The organism is Rhodococcus quanlei, assembly GCF_055231015.1.
Window position 1 is genome coordinate 161,363 of the sequence record NZ_JBUYWD010000002.1, and the last position, 18,445, is coordinate 179,807.

18 protein-coding genes and 6 tRNA genes are annotated in these 18,445 nt (G+C 63.8%); 11 read left to right on the forward strand and 13 right to left on the reverse strand.

Translation table 11 applies throughout. The annotated features are described in order from the left end of the window. Positions 1-22 precede the first annotated feature (22 nt). Entirely contained in the window at positions 23-526 is a 504-nt protein-coding gene (locus ACZI8Q_RS01500) for a VOC family protein (RefSeq protein ID WP_463371730.1), read from the forward strand. Positions 527-534: 8 nt separating this feature from the next. Here ACZI8Q_RS01500 and pdxT read toward each other — a convergent pair whose 3' ends face one another. The 11 genes from pdxT to ACZI8Q_RS01555 all read right to left on the reverse strand — a co-directional run bounded on the left by pdxT (position 535) and on the right by ACZI8Q_RS01555 (position 10,375). Next, positions 535-1,146, reverse strand: coding sequence for a pyridoxal 5'-phosphate synthase glutaminase subunit PdxT (gene pdxT, locus ACZI8Q_RS01505; protein ID WP_463371731.1), 612 nt, complete (start codon positions 1,144-1,146; stop codon positions 535-537). After that, a complete protein-coding gene (locus ACZI8Q_RS01510) occupies positions 1,143-1,997 on the reverse strand; it encodes an acyl-CoA thioesterase (protein WP_463371732.1) in 855 nt (284 codons plus the stop codon). The genes pdxT and ACZI8Q_RS01510 overlap by 4 nt, the downstream gene beginning before the upstream one ends. Before the next feature lie 84 nt (positions 1,998-2,081). Continuing rightward, complete coding sequence (pdxS, locus tag ACZI8Q_RS01515; protein ID WP_463371733.1) at positions 2,082-2,984, reverse strand: pyridoxal 5'-phosphate synthase lyase subunit PdxS; 903 nt, start codon at positions 2,982-2,984, stop codon at positions 2,082-2,084. 177 nt (positions 2,985-3,161) lie between these two features. Further along, positions 3,162-4,184 carry an NUDIX hydrolase gene (locus ACZI8Q_RS01520; protein WP_463371734.1) on the reverse strand — a complete coding sequence of 341 codons (1,023 nt, stop codon included), beginning with the start codon at positions 4,182-4,184 and terminating at the stop codon, positions 3,162-3,164. Continuing rightward, entirely contained in the window at positions 4,181-5,308 is a 1,128-nt protein-coding gene (locus ACZI8Q_RS01525) for a glycosyltransferase family 4 protein (RefSeq protein WP_463371735.1), read from the reverse strand. The genes ACZI8Q_RS01520 and ACZI8Q_RS01525 overlap by 4 nt, the downstream gene beginning before the upstream one ends. Further along, positions 5,305-6,207, reverse strand: a complete 903-nt coding sequence (locus ACZI8Q_RS01530) for a phosphatidylinositol mannoside acyltransferase (protein ID WP_463371736.1) — start codon at positions 6,205-6,207, stop codon at positions 5,305-5,307. Before ACZI8Q_RS01530 ends, ACZI8Q_RS01525 begins: the two co-directional genes overlap by 4 nt. Continuing rightward, positions 6,204-6,860: a phosphatidylinositol phosphate synthase gene (pgsA, locus tag ACZI8Q_RS01535; protein WP_463371737.1), complete on the reverse strand. Its 657-nt coding sequence runs from the start codon at positions 6,858-6,860 to the stop codon at positions 6,204-6,206. The genes ACZI8Q_RS01530 and pgsA overlap by 4 nt, the downstream gene beginning before the upstream one ends. A gap of 84 nt (positions 6,861-6,944) precedes the next feature. Then, positions 6,945-7,496, reverse strand: coding sequence for an ATP adenylyltransferase (locus tag ACZI8Q_RS01540; protein WP_463371738.1), 552 nt, complete (start codon positions 7,494-7,496; stop codon positions 6,945-6,947). Between the two features lie 4 nt (positions 7,497-7,500). After that, a complete protein-coding gene (thrS, locus tag ACZI8Q_RS01545; RefSeq protein WP_463371739.1) occupies positions 7,501-9,555 on the reverse strand; it encodes a threonine--tRNA ligase in 2,055 nt (684 codons plus the stop codon). Positions 9,556-9,712: 157 nt separating this feature from the next. Continuing rightward, on the reverse strand, positions 9,713-10,183 hold the full coding sequence (locus ACZI8Q_RS01550) for a TIGR02611 family protein (RefSeq protein ID WP_463371740.1): 471 nt from the start codon (positions 10,181-10,183) through the stop codon (positions 9,713-9,715). Positions 10,184-10,300: 117 nt separating this feature from the next. Next, positions 10,301-10,375: transfer RNA gene (locus tag ACZI8Q_RS01555), tRNA-Val, on the reverse strand. A 273-nt stretch (positions 10,376-10,648) separates the two neighbouring features. Between ACZI8Q_RS01555 and ACZI8Q_RS01560 the strand changes: the two genes are divergently transcribed. The 5 genes from ACZI8Q_RS01560 to ACZI8Q_RS01580 all read left to right on the forward strand — a co-directional run bounded on the left by ACZI8Q_RS01560 (position 10,649) and on the right by ACZI8Q_RS01580 (position 11,115). After that, positions 10,649-10,721: transfer RNA gene (locus tag ACZI8Q_RS01560), tRNA-Gly, on the forward strand. A 24-nt stretch (positions 10,722-10,745) separates the two neighbouring features. Further along, positions 10,746-10,816: transfer RNA gene (locus tag ACZI8Q_RS01565), tRNA-Cys, on the forward strand. Position 10,817: 1 nt separating this feature from the next. Next, a tRNA-Val gene (locus ACZI8Q_RS01570) sits at positions 10,818-10,892 on the forward strand. 44 nt (positions 10,893-10,936) lie between these two features. Continuing rightward, positions 10,937-11,012: transfer RNA gene (locus tag ACZI8Q_RS01575), tRNA-Gly, on the forward strand. 28 nt (positions 11,013-11,040) lie between these two features. Then, positions 11,041-11,115 (forward strand) — tRNA-Val (locus tag ACZI8Q_RS01580). A 56-nt stretch (positions 11,116-11,171) separates the two neighbouring features. On the opposite strand, the gene ACZI8Q_RS01585 is transcribed toward ACZI8Q_RS01580, so the two are convergent. Next, positions 11,172-11,627 carry a 2-isopropylmalate synthase gene (locus ACZI8Q_RS01585; RefSeq protein ID WP_463371741.1) on the reverse strand — a complete coding sequence of 152 codons (456 nt, stop codon included), beginning with the start codon at positions 11,625-11,627 and terminating at the stop codon, positions 11,172-11,174. Between the two features lie 173 nt (positions 11,628-11,800). Here ACZI8Q_RS01585 and ACZI8Q_RS01590 point away from each other — a divergent pair, with 173 nt between their 5' ends. After that, positions 11,801-13,075, forward strand: coding sequence for an MFS transporter (locus ACZI8Q_RS01590; protein WP_463371742.1), 1,275 nt, complete (start codon positions 11,801-11,803; stop codon positions 13,073-13,075). A 31-nt stretch (positions 13,076-13,106) separates the two neighbouring features. Beyond that, the gene (locus tag ACZI8Q_RS01595; RefSeq protein ID WP_463371743.1) at positions 13,107-13,646 is read left to right on the forward strand and encodes an N-acetyltransferase family protein; all 540 of its coding nucleotides are present in this window, start codon (positions 13,107-13,109) and stop codon (positions 13,644-13,646) included. Positions 13,647-13,664: 18 nt separating this feature from the next. Here ACZI8Q_RS01595 and zapE read toward each other — a convergent pair whose 3' ends face one another. Continuing rightward, on the reverse strand, positions 13,665-14,678 hold the full coding sequence (gene zapE / locus ACZI8Q_RS01600) for a cell division protein ZapE (protein ID WP_463371744.1): 1,014 nt from the start codon (positions 14,676-14,678) through the stop codon (positions 13,665-13,667). A 25-nt stretch (positions 14,679-14,703) separates the two neighbouring features. On the opposite strand from zapE, the gene ACZI8Q_RS01605 reads away from it, so the two are divergent. The 3 genes from ACZI8Q_RS01605 to ACZI8Q_RS01615 are packed head-to-tail and all read left to right on the forward strand — an operon-like array spanning position 14,704 to position 18,445. Further along, entirely contained in the window at positions 14,704-15,498 is a 795-nt protein-coding gene (locus ACZI8Q_RS01605; protein ID WP_463371788.1) for a pyrimidine reductase family protein, read from the forward strand. A 45-nt stretch (positions 15,499-15,543) separates the two neighbouring features. Next, positions 15,544-17,094 carry an alpha/beta hydrolase gene (locus tag ACZI8Q_RS01610; RefSeq protein ID WP_463371745.1) on the forward strand — a complete coding sequence of 517 codons (1,551 nt, stop codon included), beginning with the start codon at positions 15,544-15,546 and terminating at the stop codon, positions 17,092-17,094. A 55-nt stretch (positions 17,095-17,149) separates the two neighbouring features. Then, positions 17,150-18,445, forward strand: coding sequence for a glycosyltransferase family 87 protein (locus ACZI8Q_RS01615; protein ID WP_463371746.1), 1,296 nt, complete (start codon positions 17,150-17,152; stop codon positions 18,443-18,445).

Here is an 18,445-nt window from a genome sequence, read left to right on the forward strand (position 1 = left end):
TCGAACCGACATACTCGGACCCATGAGTACAGGTCGATTCGAAAGTGCGGACACATTCGAGAATCAGCGGCTGCATTTCATCACGCTCGCGACACCGGACCTGGCCGCTGCGCGTCGGTTCTACCGAGATGGGCTCGACTGGACTCCCCTCGCCGACGTTCCTGGGGAGATCATCTTCTTCCAGGTGGGTCCGGGGTTGGTACTCGCACTGTTCGATGCACTCGAGTTCGGCCGCGATCTCGAGGATCCGGCGACCACCGACTCACCCGATACGGCCCCCTCCGCCCCGACTGGGGTTGCCGGAGTCACCCTGTCACACAACGTCGATTCCCCCGAGGCCGTCGATACGGTAGTGGCAAACGCAGTCGAGGCTGGAGCGAGTCTCGTCAAGCGGCCGCAGCGGGCCGCCTTCGGCGGTTATCACGGGCATTTCGCCGATCCGAACGGAGTCCTGTGGGAAATCTGCCACAACCCCGGCTGGTCCGTGGACGGTAACGGGCTCGTCCATCTGAGTCCCCTCGACTGACGAGGCGGTCAGGATCGCTCGTGCACCATGTCCACGAACAATCCGTGAACCCGCCGATCCCCGGTGACCTCCGGGTGGAACGATGTCGCCACCACCGAACCCTGGCGCACCGCGACGATCCGGTCCGCGGCAGCGCCGGCCGTGTGTGGAACGCGAGCGAGCACCTCGACGTCGTCACCCACTCGCTCGACCCACGGCGCACGGATGAAGACCGCCCGCACCGGGTCTCCGTCGATTCCCGCGAATTCCAGGTCGGATTCGAAGGAATCCACCTGTCGTCCGAAAGCATTGCGCCGCACCGTCATGTCGATCGCGTTCAGATGCCTCGCGTCCGGTCTCGTGTCGAGCACCTCACTCGCAAGCAGAATCATTCCGGCACACGAACCGTAGGTTGGTAGGCCGTCCGCAAGACGCTCGCGGAGTGGCGTCAACAGTTCGAAGATCTCGAGGAGCTTGCTCATCGTGGTGGACTCGCCACCGGGTAGGACGATCCCGTCCACCTTCTCGAGTTCTTCGGGCCGACGGATTCCGATCGCATCCGCACCGGAATCGTTCAATGCGGCCAGGTGCTCGCGCACATCTCCCTGCAGCGCAAGCACACCGATCAGCGGGCGTGTCATGCGTTCTTTCCCGTCTCGTTCACGCTCGATTCAGGTTGATGCGGTAGGCGTGTGAGTCCCTCTTGCACCACTGCGGCAACCAGGTTTCCGTTCCGGTCGAAGATCCGACCCTGCGTCAACGCTCTACCGAGACCTGCCGACGGCGAGGTCTGGTCGTACAGCAACCATTCATCAGCACGGAACGGACGCAGAAACCACATCGCATGATCGAGCGAAGCATCTTGCGTCACGACACCACGATGCGGGACCTTCGACGCGCCCAACAATGTCATATCACTCATGTACGCCAGCGTGCAGATATGGAACACCTGGTCATCCGGCAGCGCGTTTCGATACCGGAACCAGACACGCTGCTGCGCCGCGACGCCCGGTATTTTCCGGGTGTCGTCGTCCGGCACGATGCGAACGTCCCATTCTTTCCATTCCTGATAGAACTCGCTGTTCGCGACTTCTTCCGAATCGCGGGTGTCCGCAAGGTCTTCCGGAGCAGCCACCTTCGGCATGGCGTCCTGATGTTCGATTCCCTCATCGCTCGTGTGAAACGAGGCCGACATCGTGAAGATTGCCTTGCCGTCTTGAATTCCCGTGACACGGCGAGTGCAGAACGACCGGCCGTCCCGAATGCGGTCCACGACGAAGACCGTCGGCTCCGTCGGATTGCCCGGCCGAAGAAAGTAGCCGTGCAGTGAATGGACCCGAAACGCGTCGTCGACCGTCCGTACAGCCGAGACCAACGATTGACCGGCGACCTGGCCGCCGAACGTTCGCTGCAAAATGGTCGGGTGTACGGCGCCTCTGAAGATATCTCTCTCCAGCGACTCCAATTCGAGAACGTCCTCGATACGCGCCATGGATCCTCCTCCGCTAGTGGATCCAGGTTAGCGGTCGGCGGTCCGGCATTCGGGGCGGACCTCCTGCTTCACGCAGGCGCCGGCTCACCAACCGCGTTCTGCAAGGCGGTGCGGTACGGGGATGTCGTCGACGTTGATGCCGACCATTGCCTCACCGAGGCCGCGCGACACCTTCGCAAGCACGTCCGGGTCGTCGAAGAACGTGGTCGCCTTCACGATCGCCGCGGCACGCTCGGCGGGATTGCCCGACTTGAAGATGCCCGAGCCGACGAAGACGCCTTCAGCACCGAGCTGCATCATCATCGCAGCATCTGCAGGTGTGGCGATTCCACCCGCGGTGAACATCGTGACGGGTAGCTTTCCTGCCTTCGCCACCTCGACCACCAGGTCGTACGGCGCCTGCAGTTCCTTTGCCGCCACATACAATTCGTCTTCGCTCAACGATGTCAACCGGCGGATCTCACCGCCGATGGTCCGCATGTGCGTGGTGGCGTTGGAGACGTCTCCGGTTCCGGCCTCACCCTTCGAACGGATCATCGCGGCACCTTCGGTGATGCGGCGCAGCGCCTCGCCGAGGTTGGTCGCGCCGCACACGAACGGCACGGTGAAGTTCCACTTGTCGATGTGGTTCGCGTAGTCCGCAGGCGTGAGAACCTCGGACTCGTCGATGTAGTCGACACCGAGACTCTGCAGGATCTGCGCCTCGACGAAATGCCCGATGCGCGCCTTGGCCATGACCGGGATGCTCACTGCCGAGATGATGCCGTCGATCATGTCCGGATCACTCATCCGAGAGACACCGCCCTGCGCACGGATGTCGGCCGGAACACGCTCGAGCGCCATGACCGCCACCGCGCCCGCGTCTTCGGCGATCTTCGCCTGCTCGGGAGTGACGACGTCCATGATGACCCCACCCTTGAGCATCTCGGCCATGCCACGCTTCACGCGCGCAGTACCGGTTGTGGGGGTGGTCTCGGGGGTGCTCACAGCAAACTCCTGGGTAGTGGCTGAAATATGACTCGTGAAACTCGCACACGCAGGCCAACTGCCCGCGTTGCAATGATCGATTCTATGACGACGCGTCTACCGCCGCCGTAGCCAGTCCGGATTTGCTGGCCTGCCCGTCAGGTTCGTCGGGCGGCCGCCAGCTTTGCCGGCCTGCCGTCACCGGATCGCGCGTACCTCTGGTTCGTGCGCCTGGGCGCAAATCTCCCCGGCCTCGACCAGGAGGACTGCCAGATCCTGGGGGTATACGGCTTCTCCTGCAACCACCAACGCCTCGACGTCGGCCGCAGAGCACCACTTGTGTGCCGTCACCGTGCGCTTTTCGAGTTCTGTGAACCCGTCACCGTGGGGTTCGAATCCGTCGGTGCCGAGTGCGAAGAACAACTCCTCCGAGCGGATCATTCGGTTGTCCCACGAGAAGGTTGCCACCCGCCGCCACATCGGACCCCGCAACGCAGATTCCTGCGCCGTCAGTCCCGTCTCCTCGCGCACCTCACGTACCGCAGCGGCACGCAGGTTCTCACCCTTCTCGACTCCGCCGCCGACCGTGAACCAATAGTGCGTGCCAGGGTCTGCCGGATCGTGTCCACGCAGAAGCAGCACCCGTCCGTCGTGGTCCAGGATCACCACACGGGCCGAAGTCCGCGTCGCGTCGAGACTGACCCCGTCCGACATCGCCGCAGCGGTGGTGCGTTCCGTGATTTCGAAGTATGTCGGTAGCGGAGCTGTACCACCCAGATGCAACCATCGCACCGGGCGCCGGGTGCGCAAGGCAAGCGTGTCCCGAACAGCGTCGTTGTGGAATCTGCGGGCGATGAGCACTCTCGCCTCGGCATCGGCCAATTCGGCCAGCAACTGTGGGCGCACGTCGTCGAAATCCATCGTTGCAAGAGCTCCGGACACAGCGTTCTCTGCAACCTCCCGGGCAACTCGGTCAGCGCGTTCCGCACGGTCCGCCAGCGCGACCAGACGGCGTGAATCTCGAGATTCGAGACCCGCCGCGATTGCGCGAACCACCACGGCTCTGCGTGCCAGTGCGGCGTCGAGAGCCTGCCAGGACAGATCGGAACGCACGTGCAGGCGATCGAGACGATTCGCCGTGCTGTACGCCCACAGGCCGACGACCAACAGAACGGCAGCGACCATCGCCATGACGAAGATCGTCAACGCCGAGAAGGTCACGACCGCACCTCTCGAACGCGACCGGCTCCCACGGTGACGGTTTCGTACACCCTCAGAATCTGCTCCGCGACGACCGGCCAGTCGTACTCGCCGACCACTGCAGTGCCTGCGTCGACGAGTCTGTTTCGGTACTCGGGATCGTCGAGCAGCCGCAACACCGCGTCACCGAACGCAACGGAGTCGTCCACGGGAACCAGTTCACCGGCCGTACCATCGCGCAGCACCCTCCGGAACGCGTCCAGTTCGCTGGCGACCACCGCCGTTCCCGCCGCCATCGCTTCGACCAGCACGATGCCGAAGCTCTCGCCACCGAGGTTGGGGGCGCAGTACACGTCGGCACTGCGCAGCGCCGAAGCCTTCTCCTCGTCGGTGACCTGACCGAGCAACCGGAAATGCGACGCCAGATCACCGGCGTCACGGAGCAGTCGCTGCTCGTCCCCACGGCCGACGACAAGCACTTCCAGGTCTGGGTGCCTCTCGGTCAGTTTCGGCAGCGCCCCGATCAGAACGGCCATTCCCTTGCGCGGTTCGTCGTAGCGACCGAGGAACAAGATCGTCGGACCGGAACGCGGGTAGCCGGACAACGGCTGCGCATGGGCGAAAGCAGCCACGTCCACGCCGTTCGGGATCTCCACGGCGTCCGAGCCCAACGATTCCATCTGCCATCGTCGGGCGAGTTCGGAGACAGCGATACGGCCGCTGATCTTCTCGAGGTACGGCTGCAGGACACCTTGAAAGGTACTGAGCACCAACGACTTGGTGGTCGAGGTGTGGAAGGTCGCCACGATCGGCCCCTGCACCACACGCAGCGCCAGCATCGACAGGCTCGGGGCATTGGGTTCGTGGATATGGAGAACGTCGAAGTCGTTGTTCGCGATCCAGCGCCGCAGCCGCGCACTGGCGGTCGGACCGAAGCTCAGCCGTGCCACGGACCCGTTGTACGGAATAGCAAGCGCCCTTCCCGCCGAGACCACGAAGTCGGGTAATTCGACGCCCTCCGACGCCGGCGCCAGCACGCTCACTCGGTGTCCACGCTCGATCAGCACCTCGGCAAGATCCACCACGTGAGCCTGGACGCCACCGGGCACGTCGAACGAGTAGGGACAGATCATGCCGATATTCACGGACCCTCCATACGGGAAATCCGTTCCTCCGACAGATCCGAGCGCCACAACGGTTGCAGCATGTGCCAATCCGCAGGGTGTTCGGCGATGTTCGCTTCGAACCGGTGAGCCAGCTGTTGCGTCGTCGCGTCCACCCCATCCGTGGTGTCGAGAGGCGGATCGACCCGGAATCCCCATCCGCCGTCGGTGAACCAGCAATGGACCGGTAGAAGCGCCGCACCCGTTTCGATCGCCAGCTTCGCGGGGCCGGCAGGCATACGGGTCTGCTCTCCGAAGAACGTGACCGGGATTCCCTTGCGAGCCAGATCGCGTTCCCCGAGCAGGCACACGACCTTGTTCTCTCGCAGCCGCGCCGCCAGCTCGACGAACGGTGGCTGTTCGCCACCGCTCAAGGGAAAAATCTCGAACCCCAGACCTTCGCGGTAGGCAAGAAAACGCTGGTACAGCGATTCGGGTTTCAATCGTTCGGCGACGGTGGAGAATCTGCCCCACCGCTGGGCACACCACACGCCTGCCATGTCCCAATTGCCACTGTGCGGTAATGCCAGGATCGCGCCGTTGCCCGCCGCCATCGCCTCTTCGAGATGCCCACGCCCCTCGATCAGTTCATCGAGGCTGCGTGCGGTCTCCACGAGATCCATGGAGGGCAACCGGAATGCCTCTCGCCAGTACCGCGCATACGAGCGCATCGACGCACGCATCAACTCGTCCGGAACCTCGGCCGGGGCCACTCCGAGCACGCGGGCAAGGTTGCAGCGCAACTGTTCCGGCCCCCCGTCACGTACGGCAAAATCTGCGCCGCGATCGAACAGCGCGGTGGCAACGCTTTCCGGAAGTGCGCGTACCAGGCGCCAACCGGCGGCATAGCCGAGGTCGCTCATCTGCGCGGACAGGCTCACGACCGCGTCGCCTCGCCGTCGCCCGTCGTCTTCGACGTCGGAATCAGATCCCGCGCCCCTGGGGAGGACCGGACAGCCAGAACGCGCTGGAACACCGTGACGACGCTGCCCGCCGCCAGGACCCACATCGCTATGTGAATGGCCCAGCTCAAACCGAGTCCAGTCAGACCTGCGCCCACGAGAACGATGACCAACCGGTCCGGTCGCTCGATCAGGCCGCCGTCCGCGGAAAGCCCACTCGCCTCTGCGCGGGCCTTCGCGTAGGAGATGACCTGTGAGGTCACCAGGCAGATCATGGTGGCCACGAACAACGGCCGGTTCTCCTCGTGGAAGATTGCCCACCATCCGAGCCCGGCGAAGATGGCACCGTCCGCGAGACGGTCACACGTGGCGTCGAGGACGGCACCGAACCGCGTACCCCCACCGCGGGCCCGCGCCATCGCACCGTCGAGCATGTCGAACATCACGAAAAGCCAGATGAACAACGTCCCGATGAACAAATGGCCGGTCGGAAACAACGTCACCGCACCGGCGATGGTCGCGACCGTGCCGATGACTGTCACCGCGTCGGGCGTCAGCCCGGTCTTGACGAGCGCGTGACCCATCGGCGCGGTCACCTTCGACACCGCGTCACGACCAAAGATGCTCAGCACCGACCTGCCCCCTTCGGCTGCGAAGATTCGCAGCTCATCTCATCGATTCCGTGTGGATGGCGCCGTTGCGCCCTTCCCGGCTCCTCACGCATGCCAAGCTTTCGCGAGCAGCGCGCGCGTTTCGCGCAACAACTGGGGCATGACCTTCACACCACCGAGGACGGTGATGAAGTTGGCGTCACCACCCCATCTCGGCACGATGTGCTGGTGCAGGTGTTCGGCCAGTGATCCACCTGCCGCCGCGCCGAGATTGAGCCCGACGTTGAAACCGTCCGGGTTCGACACGCCCTTGACGACACGCAACGCCTGCTGGGTGAAGGCCATCAGTTCGCTGCTCTCGCCGTCGGTCAGATCCTCGAGAGCGGCCACTTTGCGGTACGGCACCACCATGAGATGTCCGGGGTTGTACGGATACAGATTGAGAACCGCGTAGACATGCTCGCCGCGCGCAACGACGAGCCCGTCCTCGTCCGACATCTTCGGAATGTCGATGAACGGCTCACCGGTCGCCCCCTGGGTCCGGGGTGCTTCGGCGATGTACGACATCCGATGCGGCGACCAGATACGTTGCAAATGGTCAGGAGCGCCCGGTCCACGGTCCACGAGCGAATCCGACGCGTCCTCTGAATCGGCCATCTGCTCACGCCTCTTCCGACGCGAACGCGCCTGCCGTCGGAGACATGTTCTCCCGCTTCGCAATCCACTCGGTCACGATCGAGACCGCCCGGTCGACGGGAACGCCGTTGACCTGAGTCCCGTCGCGGAAGCGGAAGCTGACGGCGCCTGCCTCGACATCACGTTCGCCGGCGAGCAACATGAAGGGCACCTTTTGCGTGGTGTGCGTCCGGATCTTCTTCTGCATCCGATCGTCGCTGACATCCACTTCCGCGCGCACTCCGGCAGCTTTCAGCTGCTTCACCACACCGAAGAGGTGATCCTCGAACGCCTCGGCCACGGGGATACCCACGACCTGCACGGGCGACAGCCACGCCGGGAACGCACCCGCGTAGTGCTCGGTGAGCACCCCGAAGAACCGCTCGATCGAACCGAACAAGGCCCGGTGAATCATGACCGGTTGATGCTTGGCGCCGTCGCTACCGGTGTACTCGAGTTCGAATCGCTCCGGCTGGTTGAAATCGAGCTGGATGGTCGACATCTGCCAACTACGACCCAACGCATCCTGCACCTGCACCGAAATCTTCGGTCCGTAGAACGCGGCCCCGCCCGGGTCCGGCACCAACGTCAGTCCCGAAGCCTGCGCAACTTCCGCCAGTGTGTTGGTTGCTTCCTCCCACGTCGCGTCGTCACCGACGTACTTGTCGGGGTTCTTGGTCGACAACTCGAGGTGGTAATCGTCGAGGCCGTAGTCCGCGAGCAACCCGAGCACGAACCGGAGCGTCCGCGTCAACTCCTCGCGCATGTTCTCGCGGGTGCAGTAGATGTGGGCATCGTCCTGCGTCATGCCGCGCACACGGGTGAGGCCGTGAACGACCCCCGACTTCTCGTACCGATACACCGAACCGAACTCGAAAAGCCGCAACGGCAACTCCCGGTACGAGCGACCACGAGTGCGGAAGATCAGGTTGTGCATCGGGCAGTTCATCGGCTTGAGGAAGTACTCCTGGCCCGGCTTGCGCACGGTGCCGTCCTCGCCGAGTTCCTCGTCGATGTGCATCGCCGGGAACATTCCGTCACGGTACCAATCGAGGTGGCCGGAAACCTCGTACAAATGCCCCTTGGTGATGTGGGGGGTGTTGACGAACTCGTACCCCTCCTCCACGTGGCGCTTACGCGAGTAGTCCTCCATCTCCTGGCGAATGATTCCGCCCTTCGGGTGGAAAACGGGAAGCCCGGAGCCGAGTTCGTCCGGGAAGCTGAACAGGTCCAGTTCGGACCCCAGCTTCCGGTGATCGCGACGCTCCGCCTCGGCCAGCAACTCCAGGTACTCGTCCTGAGCCTCCTTGGACTCCCAGGCGGTGCCGTACACACGTTGCAGCTGCGCGTTCTCCTGATTTCCTCGCCAGTACGCGGCCGAGCTGCGGGTGATCTTGAAGGCTGGGATCAGCTTGGTCGTCGGGATGTGCGGACCTCGACACAGGTCCTTCCAGACCACGTCACCGGTGCGCGGGTTGAGGTTGTCGTAGATCGTCAACTCGCCGCCGCCGACTTCCATGACCTCGGGATCGTCGATGCCCGACTTGTCATCGATGAGTTCGAGCTTGAACGGCTCCTCCGCCAGCTCGGTGCGGGCGTCCTCGATGCTCTCCACGACACGGCGAGAGAACCGCTGCGCGTCCTTGACGATCTTCTTCATCCGCTTCTCGAGACGCGCCAGATCCTCCGGGGTGAACGGCTCGGCAACCTGGAAGTCGTAGTAGAAACCGTCCTTGATGGGGGGGCCGATACCGAGCTTCGCATCGGGAAACTCCTGCTGCACGGCCTGCGCCAACACATGGGCGGCCGAGTGCCGGATCACGCTGCGGCCGTCCTCGGTGCCGGCGGCAACCGGCTCGACCTCGGCGTCTGCGTCGGGTGTCCAGGACAGGTCACGCAGCTGCCCTTCCGCATCACGGACCACGACCACGACATCGGGGCCCTTCGATGGATAGCCGGCCTCGCGGACCGCGGTACCGGCCGTCGTCCCTGCTGGCACCCTGAGGAGCGCGGCTGAGGCTTCGGGTGCGGGCGTGGTCACGGCGATGTGCTCCTAGATGAGATGAGGTGGTACCGGCCGGATGTTCTGCCGACGGACAGGTGTGCACGACCATGCTATCGGCCGGGCTCTCTTCCACGAACACGTGTCCGCACGCGCGGACTCGCGCCGGTCCGGAACCGGCCGGAACGGGCGCTGCTCAGAACGGACCTTGGAGCCATTCCTGGTCGAGGCCCACCCAGGAGGCGAACAGCCCTATCGCCCCCAGAACCCAGAGTGTGGTCAGGACAACGGCACATGTGAAGATCGCGCCGAGAGACCGAATCCAGATGGATTGCCGGCCGAACCAGGCCATGAAGGCGTCGTACCGGACCCGGACCCAGCGCAGCAGTCGGTGTGCCCACTCGAACTCGGACGCGAGAATGCCCAGTCCGGTGAACACGATCAACCACCCCGGACCCGGGTAGGGAATGGCGACGATCCCTGCGGCGAGGACGAACCCTCCGACCGCTCCTACCACGATGCGATAGGTGAGTTCGAGATGCTTGTTCTCGGCGATGCGCTCACGAGACCGGCGCCAGCGATCCGCGACGACGGCGAACCGGTTCGTCTCGGACTTGTCCTCTCCGGCCGTTTCGGAGTGAATCTCCTCGGTACTCAGGGCGCCCACCTGTTCCGTTCCGTATCCATGGTCGACCGACGAATTCAGACTACCGGCGACTCTCCCCTGTCGCCTGCGGAGAAACGAAAACCCCTCCGCTGCACTGATGCAGACGAGAGGGGTTGCTGGTGGTCCCGGCTGGGATCGAACCAGCGACCTCCCCGGTGTGAACGGGACGCTCTTCCACTGAGCCACGGGACCGTCGAGCAACCTGGATCGTTGCTCGAACGAGTTGGAACACTAACACGACTCGAGCAGCGAACACGAATCACCTACCTGGCATTCGCGAACGCACCTCTCCCGAAGCCTGGCCGGGGCAATACCCGAGCACGGAACGGTCCGACTCACATCGCTGCCTTTCAGGTGTTGTTCACCCAGGCGCTTACTGACCTGCCGATTTGTAACTATCCGTCATGGTCCGCTAGTGTTCTCAACCGCACCACGGAGAGCAATTGCTCCGAGCAGTTGGTGCATGCGGACGTGGCGCAGCTGGTAGCGCACAACCTTGCCAAGGTTGGGGTCGCGGGTTCGAATCCCGTCGTCCGCTCGAGAGGTTGGACTCAACCTTCACGGTGGAGTGGCCGAGTGGTGAGGCAACGGCCTGCAAAGCCGTGCACACGGGTTCGATTCCCGTCTCCACCTCGCGCGATTAGCTCAGCGGGAGAGCGCTTCCCTGACACGGAAGAGGTCACTGGTTCAATCCCAGTATCGCGCACCAAGATTGCAGTTTTACCCGAAGAGCCAGATACAAGCTCTTCACACGCGGACGTGGCGCAGCTGGTAGCGCACAACCTTGCCAAGGTTGGGGTCGCGGGTTCGAATCCCGTCGTCCGCTCCATTCGATGCAGGAGATTCGTCTCCATCCCGCGCGATTAGCTCAGCGGGAGAGCGCTTCCCTGACACGGAAGAGGTCACTGGTTCAATCCCAGTATCGCGCACCACTTTCACACGAGAGAGGCACCGTCCCGACTATCGGAGCGGTGCCTCTCTCGTCGTTTCAGGATGGGGTCGTTTCCATCGCGCGATTTGCTCCGGCGATCATCGCCCGGCACACGGACTCGGTGGCGTCTGCACCGGTACCCATTCCCCAGTAGCTCCGCTCACCTGCACTCCCACCCCCGGCGCGTTCGATCATGACGAAAGTTCGCGTTCCGGCATCGGCAGGGACTTGATGGAACTCGCGAATCTCGAGATTGATGCCGGCGTCGGCGAGCATCTGGGTCATTGCCGAGACGGGGCCGGTCGCTTCGACCACGCACTGACGGATCGCGTGTGCAACGGCAAGGGTGGCGCTGAATTCGAAACGACCGAGTCCGATTCGTCGCGACGTGAAGCTTCGAAGCCGAACCGGGCCCGACGGCGATGCGTAGGCAGTGCCGGGTTCGGACCAGTACATTCCGGCCATCGAACGGTGCCGGGTTGGAAAGGTGCGCGCCAGAGTCGTAGTGCTCATCGAAGTGGTCTTCCGTAGTAAGGGAGGACCAACGCGTAGCTCGACCCGCAGCGAGGGGTCGGTCCGAATCAGACCCCGCTACGGCGGCGAACTACGAGAATGCGCGACATAGTGCTTAAGTGTAGCGGAGAATCATCCCGGACCGCCCACCGCCGAGTCGAATACCGAGGAACATGACCGACCTCACCCCACAGCGCCGCGCTCGCACCGCCGTCACCGTGGCATTCGCCGCGCAAGGCTTTATGCTCGCCGCACTCCTCGCACAACTTCCGCGCTACGAATCCCGCTTCCAACTCGCAGCCGGTCTCATCGTAGTCGCTGTAGTCACCGTGTCCCTGATCGCCGGTGGCGGCAGCATTCTGGCCGAACAGATCGTGCGGAGGAGTTCGAGCAAGTCTGCGCTCGTGACCGGCCTCGTCGTGATTGCGAGTGCAGGCGGGGCAATCGGCCTCGCACAGTCGACACCGACGTTCTTCGTACTGCTCGGCCTCTACGGGCTCGGCGTCGGAATCATCGACGCAGCTGCGAACATGCAGGCAGTGGCCATTCAGCACGCGTACGGACGGGTCATTCTGTCGTCGTTCCATGCAGCGTGGAGTGCGGGCGCCATCATCGGCGCTCTGTTCGTGTCCGCGGCTGTCGGACTGGGAATGTCACTGACGGCGACACAGGTCGCGGCGGGGCTCGTAGTCGCCGGTACCCTTGCGGTCATCGCGCCGAGGTTTCTGCCCACTACCAGCGGTGCCGCCCCGGGCTCACCTGCCCAGGCAGGTGCGTCGGGCGGTTCCACCGTTCCGGCGCGCGCACTCCTTGCGCTCGGTGCGGCGATGGCAATGTTCTACGCGGTCGACTTCAGCGTGGGGAACTGGTCCGCCCTCTATCTCACGAATGTGTTGCTCTCGGACGCGGGAACGGCAGCACTCGGAATCGCCGCCTACCAATGTGCTGCTTTGCTCTCGCGCACCACCGGCGACTGGTGGGTGCGCAGACATGGCGAGAAGACGGTGGTGCGAGCAGGCGCATTGATCGGTACGGCGGGTCTCACACTGGTCGTAATTGCCCAGTCCCCCGCCACCGCGATCAGCGGCTTCCTCGTCGTCGGGTTCGGTGTGGCTGTGGTGGCGCCCCTGTGTTTCAGTGCGGTAGGCAGCCGGGCGACTCCCGGCCATGTCGACGCGGCGATCGCCCGAATCAATCTGTTCAACTACCTCGGAACACTCGTCGGCGGCGGCGTCGTCGGGGCTCTCGCGGCGCTCACCGATCTCCGAATCGCCTTCGTCCTACCGCTCGTCTTCACTGTTGCGCTGTTCGCACTGGCGCCGATCTTCGTAACCCGACCTTCCGGGGACACGACATCGACCCAACGAAGTCCTGCCGATCACACCCGTTCACCGGTGCGGCATGAGGACAATGAGAAGCAGGCACGGATGTCGAACGACACGATCTGATGCGACAGACGAAAGGCACGGTGAGACACACATGACTGTGCAGGTGGATCCCGCTGGGATCTGGGATTCGGAAGCGATCGCAGATGTCGCCGCCGCCACTTTCCCGTTGGCGTGTCCTCCTCATGCCACGCGGGACGACATCGCTACGTTCATCGACGAGGTCCTGTCGGCCGAGCGATTCTCCGAATACCTCACCGACCCGTCCCGCACCGTCCTGAAGGTCACCAACCACGGTGCGATCGTCGGATACGCAATGTTGGTGAACGGCAAACCGAACGATCCCGAACTGGCTGAGCTTCTGCCGCTCCGCCCGACGACGGAAATCAGCAAGTTCTACGTCATTCCGGGTAAACACGGAACCGGCGTGGCGTCGGCGTTGCTCGAAGCCATCGTCGAGCGCGCGATCGTCGACGGGCGCGCATCCCTGTGGCTCGGGGTGAACCAACTCAACCAGCGTGCCCAGCGCTTCTACATCAAGCACGGCTTCGAGCAGGTCGGTACGAGAACGTTCTCGGTGGGTGCGCAGTCACACAACGATTTCGTCATGCACCGCGATCTACGCGCGCAGTAGGCGACTACGACAGTTGTCTCAGGCCGCAACTTCGAAACGCGAAAGTGCCAGCAGACGTGACATCGCACGCAGGTACTTCTTCTTGTACCCGCCGGACAGCATCTCCTGAGTGAAAATCTCGTCCAGTCGCGATCCCGAGACAGTCACCGGAATGCTCGCGTCGTACAGACGGTCTGCGAGAACGACGATCCGCAGCGCGACCGACTGATCCTCCGCAGGGTGCACCCCGTCGAGGAACACTGCCGTAACCCCCTCGACCAACTTGTTGTAGCGCGACGGGTGCAAGGTGCTCAGATGTGCACAGAGTTCGTCGAAGTTGTCGAGTGTCGCGCCGGACACCGCTTCGGCACGCTCTTTCAGCGCATCCGAGGAGATCGGGTCGGGGGCCGGCGGCAAGTCACGATGGCGGTAGTCGGGTCCGTCGACGCGCAGCGTCTCGAAAATGGAGCCGAGCTTCTTGATCTCGCGCAGGAAGTCCTGCGCCGCGAATCGTCCCTCACCGAGCTGTCCAGGCAAGGTGTTGGACGTGGCAACGATCGAGACACCACGAGCCGACAGTTCCGACAGGAGCCGAGAAACCAACATCGTGTCGCCGGGATCGTCGAGTTCGAATTCGTCGATACAGAGAACACTGTGGCTGGACAGTTGTTCGACGGCCTTGTTGAAGCCGAGCGCACCGACGACGTGCGTCAACTCGACGAAGGTTCCGAACGCCTTCGGCGAAGGCACGCTGTGATAGATCGATGCGAGAAGGTGCGTCTTGCCCACACCGAACCCACCATCGAGGTAGAGGCCGATACCCGTCGAAGGTGCCTTCTTACCGAACAGGCCGCGACGACCGCCGCCTCGAATCTTCGCGACCTTCTTGGAGAATTCCTCTGCCTTCTGGACCGCAGCAGCCTGGCTGGGCTCGGCAGGATCGGGAATGTACGACGCAAAACTCACCTCGTCGAACATCGCCGGGGGCACCATTTGATCCACCAATTGGTCGGCAGGCACCACGGGGCTTCGATCGACGAGACGCTCAAACATGCATCGAGGGTATCCACGTGTTGTGATGTCTCATGTGCGCCGTGTCGATAATGGGACCTACTTCACATCCGCAGAGTCGAACGAACTGGTGGAACCAGCCCTTACGGACGGCGACCTACGCGGGCTGTACAGCTATCCGTCCACCTCCGACCGGCCGTGGGTACGCGCGAACTTCGTTTCCAGCATCGACGGTGCCGCCACTGTGGACGGAAGAAGCGGCGGCCTGGGCAGCGCGGCCGATCGTAGAGTGTTCCGGATCCTCCGAGAGCTCGCGGACGCGGTCGTCGTCGGTGCGGGTACCGCGCGCACCGAGGATTACGGTGGTGTCGCACTCGACGACGAAGCACGAGCGCGCCGACGCAACGACGGAAGGGCGCACACCCCGCCTGTCGTGGTGGTCAGCGGCCACGGCGACCTCGATCTCCGATCCCGACTCTTTACGGAAACGGACGTCCCCACCATCGTGGTGACCGGCGCGAACGCCGACACGAAACGGCTGGTCGATCTCGAGTCGGCAGGCGCCGACGTCGTTCGAACCGCCGGTCCACAGGTGACCGCCGCCGCACTGTTGGAAATCCTTGCGCAACGAGGTCTGCACCGAATCCTGTGCGAGGGCGGTCCAGGGCTGTTCGGACGCCTGTGCGCCGAGGACGGGATCGACGAACTCTGCACGACCCTCTCCCCGGTATTGGTCGGTGGAGCTGCGCCGCGGATCTCGACGTCCCCATCGCCGCATCTCGTTCCCATGTCTCGCGCGCATCTACTCGCAGAGGACGACGGCACACTGTTGTTCCGTTGGGTGCGATCGCAGCCGGGATGAGCCCACGCGTGCCGCCTGTCACGTGTACCTGGCAGGCTGTGCGGCATGCGCAGACTGGGGTTGCTCGCGATCGTTCTCGCTGTGTGCACTGCGTGCGGTGCCGGGCCGTCCACGCGGCCACACGTCGCTGTGGAGCATGAAGGAGGAGGAAGCGCACCTACATCCACCGAGGTCCCCCACCCGGACGCGCCGCCCCCACCACTCGAACCCCCGAAGTCCGACGTCAACTGGACCGAGTGCACTCAGACGACCCTCGATCGAGTCGGACTCGGCCCGGTTCCGGCAGGAGCCGTACTCGAGTGCGGACACTACGAGGCACCCATCGACAAGTCGGGTGGGGTGCCCGGAACCTTCCAGGTCGGTGCGCTGCGGGCACGCAACGATCGCACTCCTGCGGATGCGGCTCCCCTCGTCTTCACTTCCGGGTCGGATCGCGCGTCCACGGCTCAACTGGCCGCGCTCGTCGTCAGCGACATCGGCGACCTGTTGTCGACGAGGCCGGTGGTTGCCGTCGACCGTCGAGGAATCGGCACCTCACTGGAGATCGATTGCCTCACCGACCTGGAACGCAGAAGTCTGAACACCCTGAATCCTTCCGTCGGCGAGGGCGATCGCATCGACAAGATGGCTGCGATGGGCCGTGAAGTGACCATTGCGTGCACCGATTATCTACAGCCACAAGAACTCGCGTTCGATGCTGCGCATGCGGCAGACGACATCGAGGCGCTGCGCGAGCTGTGGGACGTGCCGACCATCGGTCTTCTCGGAACCGGAAACGGAGCTGCCGTGGCCATGAGCTACGCCGCGCAGTACCCGGACCGCCTGGGACGGCTCGTGCTCGATTCGCCCACCGCACCGAATGGAGACGCCGTCACGGTCACCGAGGACCGCGTTCGCGGCCGTGAGGCTGCCGTCGACGCCTTCGCGCGCCAATGCACAGCCTTGAACTGCTCATTGGGTGCCGATCCCCGCGCCGCAATCATCGACCTCGTGAACCGAGCTCGTGCCGGCGATGTTCCCGAGCTCTCCGCCAACGACATTCTGACTGCAATAGCGACCACTCTCGGTTCGCCCACGTCCGACGACGCTGCGCGAGTGCAGGCTCTGGCGGACACTGTGTCGGCGGCGGCCCAGGGCGATGTAGTGCCGCTCCTGCGGCTGGCATCCGAATCGCATTCCACAGTTCACCGCGACGGCCAGCTCATCGCCCGATGCTCCGACGGGCAGCACTGGCCCGCACCGGCGCACGTACGAGAACTCGAGCAGAGCTGGGGAGAGGCTTACCCCCTCTTCGGCGCAGCCGGCGCCGTCGGCATGTTGGCGTGCGGCGCCTGGCCGGCAACGCCACCCCTTCCCCTGCCGACCGACATGTCGCTCCCCGTGCTCGTTCTGACCGGCGTGGCGGACCCGGTCACCGGTAACGGCGCCGTCGATTCCGCAACAGGCGCGCTCGAGGCGGCCGGGGCGCCGACGGCCACCGTCACATGGCAGGGCGCGGGCCATCCGGTCACGAGCACCTCGTGCGCACGCAATTCGATCGCCGCGTATGTCGACACCGGAGCCTTACCCGCCGACGGCAACGCCTGCCCCGCCTGACTCGTACAGTGGGTCGCCGCTCACCAGCACCGACGTTTCGGTGTACCGTGCCGTAGTGTTCCTTCGACAGCTCGAGCCGCGCACCGGCATCACCACCTCAGAGGTCATCAACTTCGCGTTGTGGCCGATTGCCATCATGACGGTGTTGCACCGCGTGGTCGTCAAGGCCGTCAATGGGTACATCACGGACGATTACCGTCCGGTGTACAACGCCGCCCTCGCGTTCCTCAACGGCCGGCCGGTGTATACGGCGAACTTCAATTGGGTTGATCCGCACTATCTGTATCCGCCGTCGGGCACACTGTTGATGGCGCCGATCGCGATCATCGATCCCGAGAAGTCCCGCTGGTTGTTCATCATCGCCAACGCCGTCGCCATTCTGATCGCGCTGTACCTGCTGCTGCGAATGTTCGACCTGGGTATCAAGTCGGTTGCCGCGCCGATTCTGCTACTGGCCGCGTTCAGTTCCGAAACGGTGACGAACACATTGGTTTTCACCAACATCAACGGGCTCGTTCTGCTCGGCGAGATGGCGTTCCTGACCTTGCTGCTGCGTCGCCGGGACTATTGGTCCGGTGCCGCGATCGGGCTCACGTTTGCCGTCAAACCCATTCTCGCGCCGTTGTTGATCCTTCCGCTGGTGCGCGGACAGTGGAAGGTGTTCGTCACCGCAATCGGTATTCCACTCGTCCTGACAGTAATTGCATGGCCGCTGTCCGCCGACCCGATGGACTTCGTTCGCCAGACGGTCCCCTATCTGGCCGAGTCTCGTGACTACTTCAACAGCGCGATCGTCGGAAACGGCATGTATTACGGACTGCCCACCGGTTTGGTGTGGGCGATGCGTCTCGGGTTCGCTGCCATCGTGCTGGCGTCGTTGTGGTTGCTGTACCGGTATTACCGCAACGACGAGTTGTTCTTCGTCGCGACCACGACCGGGCTCGTACTGACCGCGTCGTTCCTTCTGGGTTCGCTCGGCCAGATGTACTACTCGATGATGCTGTTCCCGCTTCTGATGTCAGTGGTTCTGAAGAACTCCGTGATGCGAAACTGGCCCGCATGGTTGGCGGTCTACGGCTTCTTGAGCTACGACAGCTGGATTTCCAACCGATTCATCACCGCCGGGCGCGCCGCGGAATACATGAAGACCACCCTCGGTTGGAGCTTGCTCCTCATCGTGATCTTCTGCGTCCTCGCCTACCGCTACCTGCTCGCGCGCCGTGCGGGCACGCTGCGGGAAGGTGTCAGCATCGATCCACCGTTCCTGGCCACAACCGCAGCCGACAGCTCCGCCGGACGGTCCACGACGGACACCGAGAAGCCCGAAGAGGTGGCTGCCGCGAAGTCGTAG